Here is a 504-nt window from a genome sequence, read left to right as displayed (position 1 = left end):
CCAAGAGTTTCTGCCGATAACCGTCTGGCTTTCGGATATTCCTGCCAGTACCTGCGGGTAGACCTGTAACGAAAGAAAGACCCGGTTGCAGGCTGCCAACATCGCCACAACCGGGTAAGGAAGCGATTAAAAAGACCTCGCCGGAGCGAGGCCGAAAACTGGAGCAGATCGTTGTCGCTTCTTAGAACACGTACTGCAAACGGGTCACGAAGCCGTCGCCGTCATCGTCGCCATTGTTGTTGGTGATCTTGTCGGTCTTAGCCTTGACGTAGGCTGCGATGATCTTCACCGCATCGTTGACGTACCAGTTCACGCCCAGGTTGTGGGCCTTGGCCTTGGTGTCGCCGACTTCGCGAGTGGCGGTATCGGCGACCACGTTGTCGTCTTCCACCTTGATGTTGTCGTAGCGGTAGAACACTTCCCAGGCGCCGATTTCCTTGTTTTCCGGCTTGACGGAGTCGAACTTGGCACCTTCCAGCTTGTACTGGCGGGACTCGCCGGTCA

Annotated in this window: 1 protein-coding gene; it reads right to left on the bottom strand. The window is 56.3% G+C overall.

Features of this window, described 5'->3' with window-relative positions:
* Positions 1-181: 181 nt before the first annotated feature.
* On the bottom strand, positions 182-504 hold a 323-nt coding region (locus tag C1638_RS22800; RefSeq protein ID WP_262509815.1), incomplete at its 5' end, for a porin.

The sequence above is a fragment of the Chryseobacterium oncorhynchi genome (genome assembly GCF_002899895.1).
In the GTDB taxonomy this organism is placed as follows: domain Bacteria; phylum Bacteroidota; class Bacteroidia; order Flavobacteriales; family Weeksellaceae; genus Chryseobacterium; species Chryseobacterium oncorhynchi.
The sequence above is the reverse complement of the archived record's forward strand: the minus strand, read 5'-3'. Positions and strand labels throughout refer to the sequence as shown.